This window comes from Haloarcula sebkhae, from assembly GCF_014647415.1.
GTDB lineage: Archaea > Halobacteriota > Halobacteria > Halobacteriales > Haloarculaceae > Haloarcula > Haloarcula sebkhae.
Genome location: NZ_BMPD01000002.1, coordinates 103,339 through 123,440 on the forward strand (window position 1 = coordinate 103,339; position 20,102 = coordinate 123,440).

The window sequence follows — 20,102 nt, forward strand, 5'->3', positions numbered from 1 at the left end:
GAGCTGCTGCCCGCCAACAACTATCACAGAACGTTTATTATTCGGGACGAACTGCATTCGGGTGTGATGACCGCGGCTGCTGGACATCAGGTTCGACCACCCGCCAGCACCGCGACCGCTATTCTCGGCGTGCGTATTGTAGGGGCACTATAGCCCCTCTCTTTACCTTTTCACCACCGGCCGAATCGATTCGTCATACCACCACAGAGTCATCAGTCATGCACGCAGCACACACATCACCGCGGTATCGACCCCGAACACGAACAGATGGAGGGAAGACACGATGAGCGAACGCGCATCCGTCCCCAAAGAAGAGGACGAAACAGAGCCAGAAGCCGAACAGGAGCCCGTTACGACGGGCGCGCAGTCGGTCATCCGAGCGCTTGAAAACGCCGGGACCGACTACGTCTTCGGCGTTCAGGGCGGCGCGATCATGCCCGTCTACGACGCGCTGTACGACTCCGATATCAACCACGTCACGATGGCCCACGAACAGGGGGCCTCACACGCGGCGGACGCGTACGGCGTCGTCACCGGCGACCCCGGCGTCTGTTTTGCTACGTCCGGCCCCGGCGCGACGAACCTCGTGACCGGCATCGCCGACGCCAACATGGACTCCGACCCAGTCATCGCGCTGACCGGCCAGGTCCCGACGGAGTTCGTCGGCAACGACGCGTTCCAGGAGACCGACACGGTCGGTATCACCCAGCCGATCACGAAGGAGAGCTACTTCGCCGCCGACTCAGACACCGTCGGCGACGACGTCAGCGAAGCGTTCGCGCTCGCTGACGCCGGCCGGCAGGGACCGACGCTGGTCGACCTGCCGAAGGACGTGACGCAGGGCGACACCGAGGTCGAACCCGGCGCTCCCGAGACGCCGGAGACCTACGAGGTGCCTGAGGAAGCAGACGACGAAAACGTTCAGGAAGCCGCAGAGGCCCTAGCCGAAGCCGACCGCCCGGTCATCCTCTCGGGCGGCGGCGTCATCAAGGCAGACGCCTCAAACGCGCTCCGGGAATTCGCGAAGGAGTACGAGATTCCGGTCATCACGACGATGCCCGGCATTGGGAGCTTCCCCGAGGACCACGAACTCTCGCTTGAGTGGGCCGGGATGCACGGCACCGGCTACGCCAACATGGCGATTAGCAACACCGACTGCATGCTGGCTATCGGGACGCGCTTCGACGACCGCCTGACCGGCGGCGTCGACTCCTTCGCACCCGATGCGGAGGTCATCCACATCGACATCGACCCGGCCGAAATCAGCAAGAACGTCTACGCTGACTACCCGCTCATCGGGGACGCCCGGGAGGTGCTCCGGCAGCTGTTCGACGCGATGCCGCGTTCGCCGGACGCCGACGAGTGGCGCGACCAGTGCCAGACCTGGAAAGACGAGTACCCGATGGACTACGACACGCCCGACGACGAGCCGCTGAAGCCGCAGTACGTCGTCGAGCAGTTCTCGGAGATGACGCCGGACGACACCATCGTCTGTACCGGCGTCGGCCAGCACCAGATGTGGGCCTCCCAGTTCTGGGAGTACACCGAGCCCCGGACGTGGGTGTCGTCCCACGGTCTCGGGACGATGGGCTACGGCGTGCCCGCCGCCATCGGCGCGAAACTCGCCGCGCCGGACCAGGAAGTCGTCTGCTTCGACGGCGACGGCTCGTTCCTGATGACCGTCCAGGGCCTCTCCGTTGCGGTGCGCGAGCAACTGGACATCACCTACGTCGTCCTGAACAACGAGGCGGTCGGGATGGTCCGCCAGTGGCAGGATGGCTTCTACGAAGGCCGCCGGATGGCCTCCGAGTACCCGTGGATCCCGCAGTTCGACAAACTCGCCGAGGCCTTCGGCGCACGCGGGTTCACGCTCGAATCCTACGACAACGTCGAGGAGACGATACAGGAAGCACGCGAGTACGACGGCCTGAGCGTCATCGATGCCCACATCGACCCCGGGGAGAACGTCTTCCCGATGGTCCCCAGCGGCGGTGACAACGGCCTGTTCGCGCTCAACGAAGACCATCTGGACATGATCTAACAATGACTGGAGGAATGCCAGGCCCCGCGCCGGACGAACGGATGCGCCCGAAGGGCCGACGCAACACGCAGGGAATCCGCGTCGACCCCGAGGCCGAAGTGACCCACGAACCGCGACAGGCAGTGCTGTCTGCCCTGGTCAAACACCGGCCGGGCGTGCTTTCGGAGGTGTCGGCGCTGTTCAGCCGACGCCAGTTCAACATCGAAAGTCTGACCGTCGGGCCGACAGTCGACGACGACACAGCCCGGATGACGATCCTCATCGAGGAGCCGGAACCGGGGATCGACCAGGCGAAAAAGCAACTTCGGAAGCTCGTGCCCGTCGTCTCGGTCAGGGAACTCGAAGGCGAGGCCGTCCGTCGGGAGCTCGCGCTGGTAAAAGTCAGCGGCGAGAAGCCCGACGACGTCAACGCTGTCGCTGATATGTACGACGGGCAGGCCGTCGACGCATCGACCGATTCAGTCACCGTCGAAATCACGGGTAGCAAGCAGAAGATCGACGCCGCCATCGAGGCGTTCAAGCAGTTCGATGTGCAGGAAATCGTGCGAACCGGGGCCGCCGCACTGGAACGCGGCCCGAAAACACTAGAGAAAGATGTCTGACGAACTTACCACAACAGTCTATTACGACGAGGACGCTGACGTATCGACTATTGACGACGAGACCGTAGCCGTACTGGGCTACGGGTCGCAGGGCCACGCCCACGCGCTGAACCTTCACGAGTCCGGTGTCGACGTAATCGTCGGCCTCCGCGAGGACTCCTCGTCGTGGGCCGACGCCGAGGACGCGGGTCTCCGTGTCGAGACGCCAGACGTGGCCGCCGGCGAGGCGGACCGCGTCGTGATGCTCGTCCCCGACACGATTCAGCCGGCCGTCTACGAAGCCATCGAGGACGAACTGGACGCCGGCGACACGCTCCAGTTCGCCCACGGCTTCAACATTCACTACGGCCAGATCGAGCCGCCGGAAGATGTCGACGTGACGATGGTCGCGCCGAAGTCGCCCGGCCACCTCGTGCGCCGGACCTACGAGCGCGGCGAGGGGACACCTGGCCTCATCGCGGTGTATCAGGACGCAACCGGCAACGCCAAAGAAGAGTCGCTGGCCTACGCGAAGGGCATCGGCTGCACCCGCGCCGGCGTCATCGAGACCTCCTTCCAGGAAGAGGTCGAGACGGACCTCTTCGGCGAGCAGGCCGTCCTCTGTGGCGGCGTCACTGAGATGGTCAAGGCCGGCTTCGAGACGCTGGTTGACGCCGGCTACGCGCCGGAGATGGCCTACTTCGAGTGTCTGAACGAACTCAAGCTGATTGTCGACCTGATGTACGAGGGCGGCCACATGGGGATGTGGAACTCCGTCTCCGACACCGCCGAGTACGGTGGCCTGACCCGCGGCGAAGAGGTCATCGACCGCGAGGGCATGGAGAAGATCCTCGAAGAGGTCCAGAACGGCGAGTTCGCTCGCGAGTGGATCAACGAGAACCAGGCCAACCGGCCCGCCTACAAGCAGTACCGCGACGCCGAACAGAACCACCAGATCGAAGCCGTCGGCGAGAACCTGCGCGAACTGTTCGCGTGGGGTGAGGACGCCGACGCAGAGAAGACAGAAGCTCCAGCAGATGACTAACGAACGCACGAATCCAACGGACGGCGAACAGAGCGACTCACGCACAACGATGGGGAGCATCCAGCACACCCACCCCGAGACGAACGGGACCTTCGGCGCGGTGTTTCGCCGCGGCCCAGTTGTAGCCGCTGACGGCGGTGAACGCGATGCGGAGGACGAGGAGGAGACTGACGAGAAGATGGAAGACATCGACCACGAAGCACCCGACGAGGGTGTCACTCGCGCATACGAGCGCGGAACTGAAGGACGGGACGAGACAGTATGAGCAAGGGAACGCTGTACGACAAGGTATGGGACCAGCACAAAGTCACGACGCTGCCGAACGGCCAGGACCAGCTGTTCGTCGGACTGCACCTCATCCACGAGGTTACCAGTCCGCAGGCGTTCGGGATGCTCAAAGAGCGCGGCCTCGAAGTCGCACGCCCTGATCTGACTCACGCGACGGTCGACCACATCGTGCCGACCGCCAATCAGGACCGGCCCTACAGCGACGACGCGGCCGAGACGATGATGGCGGAACTCGAAGAGAACGTTCGCGATGCCGGCATTCAGTTCTCGGACCCGACGACGGGCGATCAGGGTATCGTCCACGTCATCGGCCCGGAGCAGGGCATCACCCAGCCCGGCAAGACCATCGTCTGTGGCGACAGCCACACTTCGACCCACGGCGCGTTCGGCGCGCTCGCGTTCGGTATCGGAACGAGCCAGATCCGCGACGTACTGGCGACCCAGACCATCGCGATGGAGAAACAGAAGGTCCGCAAGATCGAGGTCACCGGCGAACTCGACGAGGGCGTCGAGGCCAAGGACATCATCCTCGAAATCATTCGCCGGCTCGGGACCGAGGGCGGCGTCGGCTACGTCTACGAGTACGCCGGCGAGACCATCGAGAACCTCGACATGGAAGGCCGGATGTCCATCTGTAACATGTCTATCGAGGGCGGCGCTCGCGCAGGGTATGTCAACCCCGACGAGACCACCTACGAGTGGCTCGAACAGACGGACTACTTTCAGGAGAACCCCGAGAAATTCGAGGAACTCAAGCCGTACTGGGAGTCGATCCGTTCGGACGAGGACGCCGAGTACGACGACGTCGTCGAAATCGACGCCAGCGAGCTGGACCCCGTCGTCACGTGGGGGACCACACCCGGCCAGGGCATCGGCATCGACGACCCGATTCCGGAGCCCGAGGATCTGGCCGACGACAAGGTCGACACCGCCCGGCGCGCCCAGAAGCACATGCGCGTCGAGCCCGGCGATACCATGGAAGGATACGACATCGACGTGGCCTTCCTTGGCTCCTGTACCAACGCTCGACTGCCCGACCTCCGCCGCGCGGCCCGTATCGTCAAGGGTCGCCAGGTCGACGACGACGTGCGGGCGTTCGTCGTCCCCGGCAGCCAGCGCGTCCAGCGTGCCGCCGAGGAGGAAGGCCTGAAAGACATCTTCGAGGAGGCCGGCTTCGAATGGCGCAACGCCGGCTGTTCGATGTGTCTGGGTATGAACGAGGACCAACTGGAAGGCGATGAGGCCTGTGCCTCCTCCTCCAACCGGAACTTCGTCGGCCGACAGGGCAGCAAGGACGGCCGGACCGTCCTGATGAACCCCCGGATGGTGGCCGCCGCGGCGATCACCGGCGAAGTCTCCGACGTGCGCGACCTGAAGGAGGTGACCCTGGCATGAGCGACGCCACGGAGGACATCCCCGAAGTCGACTACGTCGAAGGGTCTGGTATCCCGATCCGCGGGAACGACATCGACACGGACCAGATCATCCCCGCGCGGTTCATGAAGGTCGTCACCTTCGACGGGCTGGGCGAGTTCGCCTTCTTCGACCTGCGGTTCGACGACGAGGACAACGAGAAGGACCATCCATTCAACGAAGAGCAGTTCCAGGACTCGAACGTGATGGTCGTCAACAACAACTTCGGCTGTGGCTCCTCCCGCGAACACGCACCACAGGCCCTGATGCGCTGGGGCATCGACGCTATCATCGGCGAGGGCTTCGCCGAGATTTTCGCTGGGAACTGTCTGGCGCTCGGCATCCCGACGGTCACTGCCGACCACGAGACGATCAACGCGCTCCAGCAGTGGGTGGACGACAACCCCGACGGCGAGATCGAAGTCGACGTGCGGGCGGAAACAGTCACCTACGGCGACAACGAGATCAACGTCAGCGTCGACTGCGCCCAGCGCGAGGCCCTCGTCGAGGGCAACTGGGACACGACAGCGCTGATGAAGGCAAACAAGAATGCTATCGAGGAGACGGCCTCGCAGTTGCCGTACCTCGATCAGACGCGGTCGGATATCGAAGCGGACGATTGACGCGAGGTCACTTCGTGACCTCGATTTGCGCGAACGGCAGAGCCGTGAGCGCGAGCGGACCGCTTGTTGTTGCAGTTTAACAGCAGTCATGAATCTACGTAGTTCAGTCCTGAAAGCTATCGAAGCATCCACACGTTAGACCGTTCCACCGAACCGCTCGTTAGCGATTCTGGTTTGTCTCTGGACTAGCAAAAAATAACACTTATTCCACACTATCGCGTAATGTGTCTAATACTGGCGTTGTCGGTAACATTGTCGACTGTTGGACAATTGCAGGGGTAATTATCCTCTCGGCACTCATCGTAGAAGTTCTTGAGCCACCATCAGGTAATACTAGTTGGCTGTTAATCGCTATCTTCTCATCTCAGGTTACGTATATAGTATACTACAAGTATCAGCAGATCGACGTCCAATAGCTTGCTCCTTCTTAATACGTCTCCGTATATTTACTTCTGTACCGGATATGTTTATTCAAGTGGGTGGCGTCCAATATTGAGAGCGAGTAATCAGTCGTCGGTTCGTGGAGAGCTACGATTAGTCTTGGCGCGCGGTCGCATGCCGAGATAGATTTGCTTCAATGGCATCTGCAAACGCAGTGACGGCATTGTTGCCGGCATCAAGACTCAGGTACGGCTCGATGAGTTCGAGTTCCATCAGCAGGAATTCGCTCCCTCGTTCGATACCATCCACCCGGGCGTACGGGAAATTAATTGGGCTAATTCCTAGTTCCTTTCCTGCAGCTTCAAGGACGGCTGCGGCCTGCTCCACTATCTCACGCGGTGGCTCGTACGGTTCTGAGCTTCCGCCGTAATTGGGGTGAGCGCGGAAATCGTCTGCAGCTGGAAGCTGTCTAGTGGCATGGCTGAAACTACCTTCGAAGAAGACCAGCGACCGTTCGCCGTTGTCGATTTCGGGGGCGAACTGCTGAACGAGAACGTCGCTACTTGAAACTAGGTCCTCGAATCGCTGCTGGTGGTTTCGAGCTTCGTCGAGAGAGGTCCTCCAGATACCGGCCGAGCTGGTGCCGACAGCGGGTTTTACCGCAACCTCTTGCCAGCCGTTGTCTTCTAGCACCGTCCTGAGATCGATTTCGGTGGACCGTTCAATCCACGCCGTCGGGAGAATCGAGACACCTCTCTGTTCGAGATCGCGGAGATAGAACTTGTGGTGGTTCCATCTGATTGTGTCGGCTGAATTCAACAGTACGACATCCGCGTTCTCGATACGATCCAGCCAGTTCTGGAAGGCATCCAGTTGGGTGTGGTACTCCCAGCAGGATCGGACGAGCACTGCATCGAAGCTGTCCCACTCTACCGTCGAACCCGTCCAGAGAACTGGCTCCGTCAAGAGGCCGCGATTGCGTAACTCCGTTTGTAACGCTTGCCCATCCTCGGTCAAGTCGGGAGCTGTCTCACCGGTGACAATACCGATCCTGGCCGATGACAAGTATGTCATCGAAACATAATATACAATAAAAATACTAACGCTCTTCGGTGGGAGGTTGTTGACACTGCTCTGTTGAATAGCGGCGTTGGTCGAGATGGTTGGAATTTGAATCGGCTTGTTAGTAGCTGGCGCTGGTGGTCTCAAGACTGGGGGCGTTCCACGGTAGCTCAGGGGTCGCTATTCAACAGATCAATCCTATTAGGGATGTAAAAAGCAATACGAGAGCCGGTTGCGTTCTTCCTGCATGGACCAGATCCGCGAGATACACATCGCGCCGCTGGGGCACGAGCGTGACCGGATTGCCGAACCGATTCACCAGCACAACGCCGACGACGTGTACCTCCTCACAGCGACGCTGGAGCCGTCACGGTTGACGCCGTACCAGCAGGCACTCGTCGAGGAACTGGACGCTAACGGCGTCAGCGTCGAGCTACATCGATCGGATTTACACGACCTCTACGACGTGCTGGCCGAGGTCACGACGCTGACCGCCGATCACCCGGAAGACATCGTGCGCGTCAATGTCTCCAGCGGGCCGAAGGTGGCGGCTATCGGGAGCGCTATCGCCTGTATGGCGACGGCGGCGACGGCATACTACGTCCATCCCGAGGAACACGTCCCATCTGTCTCTGTGGAGCCACTCACCCGCGGGATGGAGCGTGCGGAGGTCCTCCCTTCCTACCCCATCGAGGCGATATCCCGCGACCAAGTCGCGGTGTTGGACTATCTCAAGCGGACGAACACGGATACCTACACCGCGAAGAAGTCGGACCTCATCGGGTTCGCCGAGGACGCTGGTCTTTCGTTCATCGACGACGCAGACCCGGCAAACGAGAAGGCGAAGTTCGCGCTGTTGAACGCCAACATCGTCGACCCGCTGGTCGAAGACGGCTACATCGATGTCAAGGATGTCGGTCGGACGAAACAGATCGAACTGACTGAAACCGGCGAGAACGTCCTCCACGCCTTCCGACACAAACTCTGAAACGGGTCTCAGTCTCGCTGTCACTACTTCGGCGGCGGCAATACTCGATAGACAGATAGTATAGATAGTAAAATTACCATCTGTAGTGCCTATAGTATTGATAGTGTTGAGGTAGTAAATACATATGAACCACCACAATACTCGGGTGCGCACGGTCCCCGGCGACGCGCTGTTCCCGTCGCTTCGGCCCTCCACCAGTTCGATGCGCTCGCTGGGGAGCCGTGCCACCGCACTGCCATCCCTGTCTCGACCCGGAGCCGTCCTCCGGCTCGCCGGGTCGGGACGGTCCACCGCTGACGCACTGTACGAGCATGGCGCTGCCTTGGACCCGAGTCGGCTCCAGCAATAACCGCTTGCCGGACCCCGATACCTCCCGAGTAGCCCATGGAACCAGCGAACCGAACCACTTTCACCAGCCGGCTACGTGCCTCCCGCTATGACACACGAGATAGCCGTTATTCCCGGCGATGGAATCGGACAGGAGGTCACACCCGCCGCGGTCGAGGTACTTGAGGCCATCGACGCCGTCGACTTCGATTTCGTCGAGGGTGAGGCCGGCGACGCGGTGAAGGCGGAAACCGGCGAAGCGCTCCCGGAGGAGACACGCGAACTGGCGGCTGATGCCGATGCGACGCTGTTCGGCGCAGCCGGTGAGACGGCGGCCGATGTCATCTTGCCACTCCGGCAAGTTGTCGGTTCCTTCGCCAACGTCCGCCCGGCCCGCTCGTATCCGGGACTCGACGCCGTCCAGCCCGACACGGACATCGTGTTCATCCGGGAGAACACCGAGGGCGTCTACAAGGGCATCGAGAGCGAGATTTCCGACGGTGTCACCACCTGCACGCGGGTCATCACCGAAGACGCATCTGAGAAGATCGCCGAATACGGGTTCAGCTACGCGAAGCAGAACGGCTACGACGACGTGACCATCGCTCACAAGGCTAACGTCATGCGTACCACCGACGGACTGTTCCTCGATGCGGCGTCGGCGGTCGGCGAGGACCGCGACGCGTCCTACGACACGGCGCTCATGGACGCGCTTGCGATGCATCTGGTCATGAACCCACAGGACTACGGCGTCGTTATCTGTCCGAACCTCGCCGGCGATATGCTGTCGGATCTCGCCGCGGGCCTCGTCGGCGGCCTCGGTCTGCTGCCGTCGGCCAACATTGGCGAGGAGAACGCGCTGTTCGAGCCGGTCCACGGCTCCGCCCCGGACATCGCCGGCGAGGGCATCGCCAACCCCTCGGCGATGATACTCTCCGCAGCGATGTTGCTCGACCACCTCGGCTACGACGAACAGGGCGATGCAGTTCGAACAGCTGTCGAGTCCGTACTCGACTCCGGGCCTCGAACGCCGGATCTGGGCGGCGACGCATCCACTGAGGACGTGACCGCCGCGGTTATCGAGGAACTGTAGACAGTTTTCTCGCGTTCTATCTGGGCAGAAACAAGCACGGCCCAATAGAAAGAGGTAAAACCGAAGCGAAACAATCACAGCCGAGAGAATGCTCCCGGCCGAGCGAAAGCGCACTATCGTCCAGTTGGTGACAGAGCGAGACGGCTGTTCAGTGTCGGAGCTGGCCGCGGAACTCGAGTTCTCGAAGGCGACGATACGCCGTGACCTCCGAGACTTGGAGTCGCAAGGCCGCATCAAGCGGTCCCACGGCGGTGCAGTACCGGCGTCCTCCGCCGGGACAGAACGACCGTACGGCCAGCGCGAGGTTGACCACTACACGGAGAAACAGGCCATCGGCGAGCGGGCTGCACAGGAAGTCCGTGAGGGCCATGTGGTCTGCTTCGATGCGGGCTCGACAACGATGGAAGTCGCTCGCGCGATTCCGGACACTGACTACGTCGCGGCAACGAATATGCCGGAACTCGCCACTGAAGTGGCCGAGCGAGACGTCGATGCGAAGCTCACCGGCGGGAGTCTCCGACCGCGGACCCGGGCGCTTGTCGGCCCGATGGCCGAGCGAGCCATCGGACGAATGAACTTCGATCTGCTGTTTCTGGGGACGAACGCTCTCGACAGTGCCGCCGGGCTGTCGACGCCAAATGAAGACGAGGCGGCCGTCAAGGAAATGATGGTCGAGCGCGCCCGCCGAGTCGTGCTGGTCGCCGACGCGTCGAAGTTCGGCGACCGGAGTTTCGTCAGCTTTGCCGATCTGGAGCAGGTCGACCTGCTGGTCACTGACGCCAGCCCGTCAGGGGCGCTCGCTACGGCACTCGCGGACGCCGACGTGACCGTCGAGGAGGTCAGCACATGACCGTCACCGTCACCTACAACCCCGCGGTCGACCAGACGATCCAGTTCGACGAGCGGATGGCTCCCGATCGTGTGATGCGGGCCGACGAGGCACAGTTCGACGCCGGCGGGAAAGGCATCAACGCCGCCCAGTTGCTCACCGCGATGGACCGGCCCTGCGTCGCGACGGGGCTGCTGGGTGGGTTCACCGGCTCGTTCATCAGAGAGACGCTGCAGGACGACGGCGTTGAGACGGCCTTCGTCGATGTGGACGGAACGACCCGGCTCAACACCACCGCCATCGCAGCCGCGGAGGAATACAAGCTGAACCAAGCCGGACCAGCCGTCGACGAGTCGGTCGTCGACTCACTGCTCGAACAGGTACGAGCGCAGTCCCCCGACCGCGTACTCGTCGGTGGGAGCCTACCGCCGGGGCTGACCCCTGATGCCATCGACCGCATCGCGACCGGTGGCGACTGGGAGACGATCGTCGACACCGGCGGGGACGTCCTTCGGGAACTCGATGCCCAGTACGGCCTCTGTAAGCCGAACCGCGCCGAACTCGGTGACGCGACCGGGGCCGATGTGTCAACTGTCGAGGGGTGTGCGGACGCGGCCGACGTGTTCCGGGATCGTGGTTTCGACCGCGTACTGGCCTCCCTCGGCGCGGATGGCGCGGTCCTCGTCGGCGACGCGGGCCGACTGTACGCCGAAGCGCTCGACATCGATGTCGTCGACACCGTCGGGGCCGGCGACGCGCTCCTCTCGGGCGTCCTGAGCGCCTGGGAGGCCGGCGCGGACGACGAGACGGCGCTCCGGACCGGCGTGGCCGTCTCCGCACAGGTCGTCCAGCGGGCCGGCACGGCCGTTCCAGACCTAGATGACATCGACTCGCTCCGTGATGGCGTGACGGTGCGGCGGCTGTAGCGGGCAAAAAGCGTCGTAGAAAGCGGAGACAGCAACTCAGAACTTTTCCAGGTAGTCGTCGACAAACGCGCGCACGTCGGCCAGCGACGGCTGGTCCGCAGTCCGAACGAAGTAGCCGGCAACGGCGTTGCCGACGACCACGGCGGCGGCGGGAGGGAGGCCGGCGATGCGAGCCAGCCCCAGTCCGGCGTTGAAGTGGTCGCCGGAACTGGTCGTCAGTTCCGGGTCCGAGACTGCGGGGACAGCCACGCTGTCGGTGCCGTCCGCAGTGACGATGACCGAACGCTCGACGCCGTGACCGACGAACCAGGTCGGTTCCAGCGCCGCGAACACCGCCTCGGCGTCCTCGGCAAACGAGCGCTCGCCGTCGCCGGCGTAAGCGTCCGCGAGAACGCCCGTCTCGGCGCGGTTCGCGGTGACCACTACATCCGTCACCTCGTCCAGGCGGCCGATAGCCTTCCGACCGGCGCGCAGGCGGTCGGCGTCGAGCTTTCGCACGTCGCCGGGGTCGACCAGCACGGTCTCGGGCGGGTCGGCGATGTCGCCCCACAGGTCACGGAGGCCGTCGAATATGGTCGGCAGATCCGGCGTCTCTGACCAGTAACCGGTTCCTAACAGGCGTGCGCCGTCGAGCTTTTCGGCCAGTCGGTCGTGGCCGAAAGTCGCGTCGAGTTCGGCCCAGTCGAGCGCCATCGTGTCGCCGATTTCCGTGAGCATGAGCTTCCCGTCGTCAAACTCGACGGCGTCGGTGACACCGGGTTCGCCCAGCGAGTGGAGTTCGTAGTCGCCAAACTCCGTCTCGAAGGCGTCGTGGACCGGGTCGCCGTACATCCCGACCATCACGGGGTCGAACGACCAGCCGCCGAAGGCCCGTGCGAGGTGGCTGGTGTGACCCCCGGTTCGGCTGCCCTGCTGGAGCCACTCGAAGGAGAGGGAGCTGTCGGCGGCGACGGAGCGGTCGATACGGTCGCCAAACCCTTCCAGCGTGGCGAGGCGCTCGTGGCTCTCGGGGTCGATGCGGTCAGCGACGACTTCCCGGACGCGGTCGAGGTAGCCGTCGAAGCCGAACACGACCGAGCCGGTGTCGATAGCGTCGGGAAGCGCGTCGCTGGCGGGCAACGCCTCGTCCGCTGCAGCGACGGCTCGGCGCGTCTCGTCGTCCATGGCCTACAGGACGTCGTCTGCCGTGGCGTCCTCGAAGATGACGCCTTCGAGCTTGTCGAGGATGTCGTAGGGGTCGTCGCGCTGCCAGACGTTGCGGCCGACGGCGAGGCCGGCGACACCGACGTCCATGCAGTCTTCGACGAGTTCGAGGAAGTCACGGTCGGACGTCTTCGACCCGCCGGAGAGCAGGACGCGGTTGTCAGCGGCCGAGCGGACGGCGTGTGCCATCGCTTCCTTGTCGCGCGGGTACTTCACCTTCGTGAAGTCAGCCCCGAGTTCCAGCCCGATGCGGGCCGCGTAGGCAATCGTCGACGGACTGCGGTGCTCCTTGATGGCCTGTCCGCGTGGGTACGACCACATTGCAATCGGCAGGTCGTGGTCGCGGGCGTTCTCCTGCACCGGGCGGAAGTCCTCGAACATGTCGGTCTCGCGGTTGACGCCCGGGTAGACGGTGTAGCCGATGGCGTCGGCACCGAGTTCGGCGGCGTAGTCGACCGACCAGTTCTGGGGCGAGTACGGATCGCCCATCCAGAGGTCCGAACCGCCGTTGAGCTTCGCCAGCAGGTTCACGTCGTCTTCGTAGCTCGGATAGTACGTTTCGGCGAGCCCTTTCCCGACAGCCAGCGCCGTCACGGCGTCGTGGGTCGCCATCTCGAACACCTCACGCGGGTCGAGGCGCTCCTCGACGCCGCTGAACTGCTTGGGACCGTGTTCCAGCCCGTGGTCGTGTGCTAGCACCAGCGTCTTGTCGTTCCGTACGAGCGGTGAGTCTCCCAGTGGTCGCATGTGTCGTGTTTCTACCGAGAACGACCATTAACAGTTTTCGGTTCTGATTTGTTACTACTGTTCGCGTTCGTTTTTGATCGAGGGCGGGAATTAAGTGTGTTCCAATGAAAGGTTCAGACATGCCATCTGTGGAACTGGATGCTGAGACAGTAGAACGCCTCGACGACCTCCGCGTCGAGGACGAGTCGTACGACGACGTCGTGACGGAACTCATCAACATCTACGAGGCCGAGGAGCTGACACTGTTCCACAGCGGCGACGAGTACTAACCCTGTGCCTGCTCGCAGACGGACTTCCAGCGCCCGTTCGATACCAGTTTCTCCTGGAGTTGCTCAGCGTACTCCTGTGCGAGCCGTGCCGCCTCTTCCTCCTGTTGTTTGTTCCCGCCACCGGACCCACCGAGCCCAAGCGCGTCCTTGACGCCCGAGAGGAGGCCGCCGCCCGAGCTTCCGGACTGTTCGCCCCCGGGACCGCCCATCGGCCCCTGATTGGCGACCCGTTCCATCTCTGGCATGACGCTAGAGAGCTTCGACGTATCGGCGACGATCCGAGCGGCGTCCGGGTCACCCGGGTTCTCGATCTCGAACTCGACGGCAGTCATTACCAGCCCCCACTGCTGGCTGGAGAACGATGATGCCTTGACCTGTTCGTTGAACCGCTGGTCGACCGCCATCCGTTCGCCGGCGATGCGGTCGGTCCAGTCTGAATCGCTCATGGACTGGTATTTGCGGGCCGGCGGTATGAGCGTTTCCCGCTCCGTGCGGTGTTCTACAGTAAAACGTACCGTTTCTGGGCTGACTGTCACGCCACCGGCTGCCGCGACCGCTACGTTTTAGTGTCTCCAAAACGGTTCCAATATGTTAAGTTAGCTCACGATATACTTGCATCTCGATGACTACTGAGTTTGGGACAGGGCAGGCGACGGGGGACTCGGGAGATGCCGCAGCGATGGACGCCATACGGGAAGCCATGGCCGATATCTCGGCAAGCGAACCAGACTTCTGTCAGATTTTCTGCTCTCCAACGTACGATTACGATGCGGTACTGTGGGGTGCTCGGAGTGTTGTTGGGTCAGATACCGAAATCGTGGGCTGTTCGTCCTCCGGAGAGTTCACCGAATCCGGTTCGGGGAACGGAACTGTCACAGTCGGCGTCGTTTCGTCGGACTCGATGCGGTTCTTCTCCAGCCTCTCGACCGAACTCAGCGCTGATCCCGAGCGCTGTCTGTTCGAAGCCGTTCACGACCTCCCCGCAAGCGGGGACCCCGCTGTCGACGGGTATCCGCATCGGACGATCATCAACCTTCACGACGGTATGGCTGGAATCGGAAACAAGGTCACTCGACTCACCGAGCAGTATCTGGACGACGAGGAGACGCCGGTCGTCGGCGGGTCCGCGGGTGACGATCTCCAGTTGGAGCAGACTCACGTCTTCCGGAACGACCGCGTCGAGACGGACGCTGTCGTCCTCGCGCTCATCGCTGCAGAGGACCCGCTCCCGGTGACAGTCAACCACGGCCACGAACCGATCTCCGAGGCGATGACAGTAACCCGGGCAGAGGGAAGTACCGTGTACGAACTCGACGGCAGACCCGCGTTCGAGGCCTGGCGGGACGCGATTCGGGAGGACGCGATGGAGACATACGATATCGACGTCGACGAACTGGAGGCGGGATCGGAAGATCTCGTCATGTTGCTCGGCCGTTACGAACTCGGTATCGAGTCGGAACCGGAAGCCGATGCCGACGGACTCGCCTCCCGAATCAAGACCTTCATCGAGAGCAAACTCATCTCGACGACGGGATACAACATCCGATGGCCGGGCCACACGACCGACACCGAAGGACCGCTGGATTTCGCCGTCGCCGTCTCCGAAGGAACGGAAGTGGTGGTGACACATAGCAATAAATCCGACCAGGTGTATGCGGTCCGGAACGCCGCCAACAACGCTGTCAATGAACTCCGCGGCGGAAGCGTCGCGGGCGGGTTCGTCTACGACTGCGCCTGCCGTGCAATGATTCTCGGCGACGACTTCGACGACGCTGTCGACACGATTCACAGCGCTATCGATGCGCCCTTCGCCGGCTTCGAAACCTACGGCGAAGTCTGCTCGGCTGACGAGGATTACACGGGCTATCACAACACGTCCTCAGTCATTCTGCTGTTTCCGGAGTGACGACTACAGGCCTGCTACCAGCGAAAAATAAACGTCACCCCCCGTTCCTGCCCACTCAGACGCCGGACTCGATGGAGATTTGAGCGTGTAGCTCGTCCTGCAGCGCCGAGTGGACGTGACAGATGTCCTCGGCGAGTTCGACGATGTCCTGCTCTTCGTCCGCAAGCGATTCCTCGACCTCGACGTGGAAATCGATGTGCTCTAGGTCGTCGTCCTCATCGAGATCCGCGGCGACTTCGACGTCGACGCTGCCGATGTCCTCGTGGCCGTACTTGTCTGCGGCGACGCGTAGCGCCGGAATGTAACAGGAGGCGTAGTCGGCGGCCAGCACCTCATTCGGCGACGGGCCGTTCTCGCTCAGCGCGTCGACGATGAGCTCCCATTCGCCGTTGATGATGCTCTCTACTGTGTATCCTTCCTCGCATGTGCTCTCGACTTCGATATCTGCCATAGCACTCCTGTGGACACAGCCCTCCCCCTAAACGTTTCCTGCGTGGCGTTTCTGTCAGCGGGGCACTGCCGAAAGGTAATACACCTCCAACCCGTATGAACAGGCAATGGAACACCTCGCACCGTCGAACGTGCCGGTGTACGCCACGCGGGACCACCAGCGTGAGATCTGGGAGCGCTGTCGGGATCGGGGTCACCCGGTCCTCGCTGTCAGAGACGCGACGCGGGGGTTCATCGTTCGGTACGACCTCCAGCATCTGTCCTACGAACTCTCTGACGCCACCGTTCAGGCGCTCCGGGACCGCGTTCGGTCCCGCCGACCGTATCCGACGACGACGGACCCGATCTCGGAGACGGAGGGCGTCGGCGGCGAGGCCGGCCCGGTGTCCGGCGAACTCCACGCGGGTACCGAACAGGCTGCCAGAGAATTAGCCTCGCACATCTCGGGGTTCGTGCTGGACCGGTCGAACTGGCGGTAGTACCGAAACAACGCGGATGGGGATTTTTGCCGTAGCCGTGCCTTGGGTTCGTATGGCAGTCGCCCGACACGAGACCGGTCCGTTCGCGACCGTGAGTGCCCTGGCCTCGCAGGTTCATCCGGTGTTCATGCTGCCACCGCTTGCGACCTCGCTGTTCGGGGGGTTGCTCTCCGGCGGGTTCTGGCCACCGTTGGCAGCGCTCCACGCGGGCGCGATGTTCTTCGCCGTCTACACGGCCCACGTCAAGGACGGCTACGTCGATTTCCACGTCCGCGGCGAGGACGACGATCATCCCCTCACTGACTCCGGCTGTCGTATCGCACTGGTCGGTGCTGGCGTCGGCTTCGCGCTCTGTACGGCAGCCATCTGGCTGCTGGTCGGTCCCGACGCGGCGCTGCTGACGCTGCCGACCTGGGTCATCGGCTATACCCACGCGCCACAACTGGATATGAACCCCGTCGGCGCGACGATGGGCTACCCGGCGGGTATCGCGCTGGCGCTGCTGGGTGGCTACTACGCTCAGGTTACGACGCTGACGCCGCGTGCTGTCGGTCTCGCGGCCGTGTTCCTCCTGTTGCTGACCGGCATCAAGATCATCGACGACGAACAGGACTACGACTACGACCGGTCGATACAGAAACGCACCGTCGCCGTCGTACTGGGCCACCAGCGCGCTCGGCGACTCGCCCTTGGCCTGTTCGGAGCGGGTCTTCTCGGAATCGTCGGGCTGTCCGTGGCATTGCCCGGCATCCCGCCGAGTGCTGCGGCGGCTGCTGTCGTCTTCGGGGCGGTCGCGGCTATCGCCCAGCGAGGCGACCCCGAAACCGCGACGATGCTGCTGATTCGTGGGTCGTATCTCCTGCTGGCCGTCCTCGTTACCGCTGTCTGGTTTCGGCCACTAGCGTGAGGCTGGGGCTGTGCTGCCAGTTGGTCGTCCGCCGGCTGCTCGAAACTCCCATCGCTCGAACCACCCCTCGTCGGTCAGCCTGAAATGTGTGTGAGGACGTGGGTCGCTGAGACGACCAGTGAGATTGTCAGCATCGAGACTGCCATGACACCGGCAACGACGGGCGAGAGGTTCCCCGAGAGGCCACCGACTGCGAGCAGTACGGCGGCGATGATCGTACAGACCAGTAATGCCAGATGGACGAACAGCCACGGGCCGACACGTCGCAGTGAACCGAACAGCGTCTCGACTCCCGACGACTGCGTCGGCCGGACTCGTTGGCCGGGCTGGTAGTACTCCGCGGCAGTCCCGTAGCCCGTGCTTCCCCCGCGGGTCTGGGTGGGCCGCTGTGTCGCGTTCGCCGTTGCCTCGCCAGTCGTCTCTGCATCGGCCCGCTGGTCGACGTACTGCTGTGCGATGTCACTGACACCGCCCGTGGCTGTGCCTCCGTCCGCGCCTCCGTCGACGTGCCTGTTGACGTATGCGTCGTGGCCGAGCCGGTCGTATCGCGCTCGCTCGGCCTCGTCCGTGAGCACGTTCTTCGCCTGTGTGAGGCGCTTGAACCGTTCTTCTGCGGAAGGGTCGTCACTCACGTCCGGGTGATGCGCTTTTGTCTGCTCCCGGTAGGCGCGGACTATCGTCTCTTCGGTGGCATCTGGGTCCACCCCCAGAATACCGTAGAACGTCGTTTCCATACACACCCCTGTGTATTTATTCAGTTGGACTAGGTGTATAATAAGGTATCCACTCTCTCACGTCACGATATCGCTCGTCTGTCGCCGAGTCGCCGGACTGAAACTGCGTGGTCACCACCGTTTCTGTATGGACGACGACACCGAAGACTGGGCAGCGCAGTTGGAGGCCAACCGGGACGAGAAAGACCGCTTCTTCGCGGAACACCGCCAATCCCCGATTCCGCCCGAGGAACGCGATGATTTCGACGGACTCAGCTACTTCGATCCGGACCCCGACTATCGGGTCGAAGCGACAGTTACGATCCACGAGACACCGGAGTCGGTCGATCTAGAGACGAGCGATGACCGAACGGTGCGCTATCTCCACGTCGCGACGCTGTCGTTCGACCTCGACGGCGAGTCCCGCGAACTCCACGCGTTCCGACAGGCCGCCGACGAGTCGCGGACGCTGTTTGTTCCGTTCCGTGACAAGACGACCGGCCAACAGAGCTACGATGGCGGCCGATACATGGAGCTGGAACCTGACCGCGATCTGAGTGACGGCGACGAGATTACGCTGGATTTCAACCTCGCGTACTCGCCGTTCTGTGCCTACAGCGATACCTTCTCCTGTCCGCTCCCGCCGGAGTCGAACTGGCTCGAAACTTCGGTGACGACCGGCGAACGAACCGATTGAGACGCAGTTGCCGGCAGTCACGGTACCGAACGAATTGTTTACACATCGCCACGACTAACGCACTGTATGGCAACTGGTTCCCGCGAATACCCAGTCCTTCACATGGCTCTACAGGCCTTCCAGTACGTGTTTACGCTTTTCTCGGCGCTCTTGCTGGGCGTGATAGGACTCGGATTCGGAACGGTCCTCTTCCTCGTCACCGCTTTTTTTCTGTCACTCGGCGTAGGAGTACAAATAACGGTAGTACAGAGACTGGTACTTGGTCTGATAACGGTTCAGGGAATCGGCTTACCGATCATCGCATACACGTACATCAAACTCAGGCCGGTGATCAGATCGAAGCTCCGAAAATTCATCTCTTATCCGCCAGACACCGGAACGTTCACTATCGGCATTTCTGTGCCAAGTCTCCGTGAGGTCGGCATCGTCGTGCTGGGCTACGCCAGCGCGATGGGCGGGCTCGTGGTGGTAGCTTCCATCATCAGGAGGCTTGTCTCGCGGTTCGGAATAGAAACGGCAACTAATCAGGCGGCTGAGATCGGAATGGAAAACCCCGAAGTCCTCCTCCTGTTGATTCCTGCTTCTTTCCTCCTCATCGGCCCGGGTGAGGAACTGCTGTTCCGCGGCGTCGTTCAGGGCCGCATTCGGGACTACTTCGGCCCGATTTCGGGCGTCACCATCGCGAGTGTCATCTTCGCTGGCATTCACTACCCCGCCCTCAGCGGTGGGTCGGTCACGGGGAAACTTGTCGGGGTGTGCGCCCTCCTCATTCCATCGCTCATCCTCGGCGCAACCTACGAGTACACGGACAACATCGTCGTCCCGTCACTCATCCACGGCGCGTACAACGCCACGCTGTTTACTGGCCTGTACGTCACCGTAAAATTCAGTGGTGAACTCTCGTCCGCCACGGGCGTCCTCAGTAGCAACTGGTTCTGACCAGGCCCTGCCCAAGCAGGCTCGTAGTGTAGAAGGTTTGTAAATAATGTTATTTGTTCCTCGGCCTGTACACCCAGGGGAAGGTAATAGTTATATTCTATTTGCACCTCTAAAAGGCGATTTTCCTACCCTAGATATCCTTTCTCTCCGAACTAGCACTCGATCAATCACCCGAATTTTTACCCAGTGACAGGC

23 protein-coding genes are annotated in these 20,102 nt (G+C 62.3%); 17 read left to right on the forward strand and 6 right to left on the reverse strand.

Annotation, left to right across the window (positions count from 1 at the left end; translation table 11 throughout):
- Positions 1-283: 283 nt before the first annotated feature.
- Genes ilvB through leuD form a run of 6 tightly spaced genes read left to right on the forward strand, consistent with a single transcriptional unit; the run spans position 284 to position 5,991 of the window.
- Positions 284-2,041, forward strand: coding sequence for a biosynthetic-type acetolactate synthase large subunit (gene ilvB / locus IEY38_RS06500; protein ID WP_188976347.1), 1,758 nt, complete (start codon positions 284-286; stop codon positions 2,039-2,041).
- A 14-nt stretch (positions 2,042-2,055) separates the two neighbouring features.
- Positions 2,056-2,643 carry an acetolactate synthase small subunit gene (gene ilvN / locus IEY38_RS06505; RefSeq protein ID WP_005535182.1) on the forward strand — a complete coding sequence of 196 codons (588 nt, stop codon included), beginning with the start codon at positions 2,056-2,058 and terminating at the stop codon, positions 2,641-2,643.
- Positions 2,636-3,667, forward strand: a complete 1,032-nt coding sequence (gene ilvC, locus IEY38_RS06510; RefSeq protein ID WP_121577564.1) for a ketol-acid reductoisomerase — start codon at positions 2,636-2,638, stop codon at positions 3,665-3,667. The genes ilvN and ilvC overlap by 8 nt, the downstream gene beginning before the upstream one ends.
- Entirely contained in the window at positions 3,660-3,932 is a 273-nt protein-coding gene (locus IEY38_RS06515) for a hypothetical protein (RefSeq protein WP_188976349.1), read from the forward strand. The genes ilvC and IEY38_RS06515 overlap by 8 nt, the downstream gene beginning before the upstream one ends.
- Positions 3,929-5,350: a 3-isopropylmalate dehydratase large subunit gene (leuC, locus tag IEY38_RS06520; RefSeq protein ID WP_188976351.1), complete on the forward strand. Its 1,422-nt coding sequence runs from the start codon at positions 3,929-3,931 to the stop codon at positions 5,348-5,350. Before IEY38_RS06515 ends, leuC begins: the two co-directional genes overlap by 4 nt.
- The gene (gene leuD, locus IEY38_RS06525; RefSeq protein ID WP_188976353.1) at positions 5,347-5,991 is read left to right on the forward strand and encodes a 3-isopropylmalate dehydratase small subunit; all 645 of its coding nucleotides are present in this window, start codon (positions 5,347-5,349) and stop codon (positions 5,989-5,991) included. Before leuC ends, leuD begins: the two co-directional genes overlap by 4 nt.
- A 534-nt stretch (positions 5,992-6,525) precedes the next feature.
- Here the strand turns inward: leuD and IEY38_RS06530 are convergent.
- The gene (locus tag IEY38_RS06530; protein WP_188976355.1) at positions 6,526-7,446 is read right to left on the reverse strand and encodes an ATP-grasp domain-containing protein; all 921 of its coding nucleotides are present in this window, start codon (positions 7,444-7,446) and stop codon (positions 6,526-6,528) included.
- Between the two features lie 235 nt (positions 7,447-7,681).
- On the opposite strand from IEY38_RS06530, the gene IEY38_RS06535 reads away from it, so the two are divergent.
- The 5 genes from IEY38_RS06535 to pfkB all read left to right on the forward strand — a co-directional run bounded on the left by IEY38_RS06535 (position 7,682) and on the right by pfkB (position 11,597).
- Entirely contained in the window at positions 7,682-8,422 is a 741-nt protein-coding gene (locus IEY38_RS06535) for an HFX_2341 family transcriptional regulator domain-containing protein (protein ID WP_188976357.1), read from the forward strand.
- Positions 8,423-8,546: 124 nt separating this feature from the next.
- Positions 8,547-8,771 carry a hypothetical protein gene (locus IEY38_RS06540; protein ID WP_154021044.1) on the forward strand — a complete coding sequence of 75 codons (225 nt, stop codon included), beginning with the start codon at positions 8,547-8,549 and terminating at the stop codon, positions 8,769-8,771.
- Positions 8,772-8,858: 87 nt separating this feature from the next.
- The gene (locus IEY38_RS06545; protein WP_188976359.1) at positions 8,859-9,842 is read left to right on the forward strand and encodes an isocitrate/isopropylmalate dehydrogenase family protein; all 984 of its coding nucleotides are present in this window, start codon (positions 8,859-8,861) and stop codon (positions 9,840-9,842) included.
- An 88-nt stretch (positions 9,843-9,930) separates the two neighbouring features.
- Complete coding sequence (glpR, locus tag IEY38_RS06550) at positions 9,931-10,692, forward strand: HTH-type transcriptional regulator GlpR (protein ID WP_188976361.1); 762 nt, start codon at positions 9,931-9,933, stop codon at positions 10,690-10,692.
- A complete protein-coding gene (gene pfkB, locus IEY38_RS06555) occupies positions 10,689-11,597 on the forward strand; it encodes a 1-phosphofructokinase (RefSeq protein WP_188976363.1) in 909 nt (302 codons plus the stop codon). Before glpR ends, pfkB begins: the two co-directional genes overlap by 4 nt.
- A 36-nt stretch (positions 11,598-11,633) precedes the next feature.
- Here the strand turns inward: pfkB and IEY38_RS06560 are convergent, their stop codons facing one another.
- Both IEY38_RS06560 and IEY38_RS06565 read right to left on the reverse strand, forming a co-directional pair.
- Positions 11,634-12,761, reverse strand: coding sequence for a hypothetical protein (locus IEY38_RS06560; RefSeq protein WP_188976365.1), 1,128 nt, complete (start codon positions 12,759-12,761; stop codon positions 11,634-11,636).
- Between the two features lie 3 nt (positions 12,762-12,764).
- Positions 12,765-13,547 carry a class I fructose-bisphosphate aldolase gene (locus IEY38_RS06565; RefSeq protein ID WP_004962592.1) on the reverse strand — a complete coding sequence of 261 codons (783 nt, stop codon included), beginning with the start codon at positions 13,545-13,547 and terminating at the stop codon, positions 12,765-12,767.
- 119 nt (positions 13,548-13,666) lie between these two features.
- Between IEY38_RS06565 and IEY38_RS06570 the strand changes: the two genes are divergently transcribed.
- Positions 13,667-13,816, forward strand: a complete 150-nt coding sequence (locus tag IEY38_RS06570; protein ID WP_188851454.1) for a DUF7557 family protein — start codon at positions 13,667-13,669, stop codon at positions 13,814-13,816.
- Here IEY38_RS06570 and IEY38_RS06575 read toward each other — a convergent pair.
- A complete protein-coding gene (locus tag IEY38_RS06575; RefSeq protein WP_188976367.1) occupies positions 13,813-14,262 on the reverse strand; it encodes a DUF5799 family protein in 450 nt (149 codons plus the stop codon). The two genes, IEY38_RS06570 and IEY38_RS06575, sit on opposite strands and share 4 nt — an antisense overlap.
- A 176-nt stretch (positions 14,263-14,438) precedes the next feature.
- Between IEY38_RS06575 and IEY38_RS06580 the strand changes: the two genes are divergently transcribed.
- Positions 14,439-15,722 carry an FIST signal transduction protein gene (locus tag IEY38_RS06580; RefSeq protein WP_188976369.1) on the forward strand — a complete coding sequence of 428 codons (1,284 nt, stop codon included), beginning with the start codon at positions 14,439-14,441 and terminating at the stop codon, positions 15,720-15,722.
- A 55-nt stretch (positions 15,723-15,777) separates the two neighbouring features.
- On the opposite strand, the gene IEY38_RS06585 is transcribed toward IEY38_RS06580, so the two are convergent.
- The gene (locus IEY38_RS06585) at positions 15,778-16,173 is read right to left on the reverse strand and encodes an OsmC family protein (RefSeq protein ID WP_188976371.1); all 396 of its coding nucleotides are present in this window, start codon (positions 16,171-16,173) and stop codon (positions 15,778-15,780) included.
- Between the two features lie 106 nt (positions 16,174-16,279).
- Here IEY38_RS06585 and IEY38_RS06590 point away from each other — a divergent pair, with 106 nt between their 5' ends.
- Together IEY38_RS06590 and IEY38_RS06595 are read left to right on the forward strand one after the other, a co-directional pair.
- The gene (locus IEY38_RS06590; RefSeq protein WP_188976373.1) at positions 16,280-16,651 is read left to right on the forward strand and encodes a hypothetical protein; all 372 of its coding nucleotides are present in this window, start codon (positions 16,280-16,282) and stop codon (positions 16,649-16,651) included.
- Positions 16,652-16,703: 52 nt separating this feature from the next.
- Positions 16,704-17,558, forward strand: coding sequence for a UbiA family prenyltransferase (locus IEY38_RS06595; RefSeq protein ID WP_188976375.1), 855 nt, complete (start codon positions 16,704-16,706; stop codon positions 17,556-17,558).
- 74 nt (positions 17,559-17,632) lie between these two features.
- Here IEY38_RS06595 and IEY38_RS06600 read toward each other — a convergent pair whose 3' ends face one another.
- A complete protein-coding gene (locus tag IEY38_RS06600; RefSeq protein ID WP_188976376.1) occupies positions 17,633-18,292 on the reverse strand; it encodes a J domain-containing protein in 660 nt (219 codons plus the stop codon).
- Positions 18,293-18,419: 127 nt separating this feature from the next.
- Between IEY38_RS06600 and IEY38_RS06605 the strand changes: the two genes are divergently transcribed.
- Complete coding sequence (locus IEY38_RS06605) at positions 18,420-18,968, forward strand: DUF1684 domain-containing protein (protein ID WP_188976378.1); 549 nt, start codon at positions 18,420-18,422, stop codon at positions 18,966-18,968.
- 66 nt (positions 18,969-19,034) lie between these two features.
- The gene (locus IEY38_RS06610) at positions 19,035-19,907 is read left to right on the forward strand and encodes a CPBP family intramembrane glutamic endopeptidase (RefSeq protein WP_188976380.1); all 873 of its coding nucleotides are present in this window, start codon (positions 19,035-19,037) and stop codon (positions 19,905-19,907) included.
- Positions 19,908-20,102: the final 195 nt, after the last annotated feature.